The organism is Neisseria sp. P0021.S007, from assembly GCF_051956855.1.
Window position 1 is genome coordinate 1 of the sequence record NZ_JBQCXA010001455.1, and the last position, 479, is coordinate 479.

At 43.0% G+C, this 479-nt stretch carries 1 protein-coding gene; it reads right to left on the minus strand.

The genetic code is table 11. The features are described from left to right. On the minus strand, positions 1–437 hold a 437-nt coding region (locus ACTHUR_RS19670), incomplete at its 3' end, for a type VI secretion system baseplate subunit TssF (protein WP_440400477.1). Between the last annotated feature and the right edge of the window lie 42 nt (positions 438–479).

Genomic DNA, 479 nt, shown 5'->3' on the forward strand with positions numbered 1-479 from the left:
GTATGCAATATGCTCAAAGGCTGGAGCGCAACATCAGCAGTGGTCCGATACAAGCATCTGGTCAATCTATCGTTGATATTGATAGGTTCGGACTGAACGGACAATCCTTTTTTGACGACCTGTCCTCCTTGCAACTTTTTATTGTCCGGAATTAATTCCAAAACAGTCAGAGAAGGAATCATCCTCAGATAATGCGGCCACAGCATATGGACCAATCCCTCCGTCAATTCCGGAAAGTCATCATCTAATTTTTGTCTGATTCTCCCTGTCAAAAAAGCAAAGCCTTCAAACAGTCTTTCTACATAAGGATCGCGCGTACCTACCCTGTCTAAATTCAGCATTGCGGCACGATCAGGGTGGGCCTTTGAAAACTCTAATCCCGCCTCTTTGAGATACCGCATCTCTTCTTCATAATAGCGTAATGTGGGATCTGACATAATATATGCTTAATAAATTAATTCCAATGCACGGACAACATC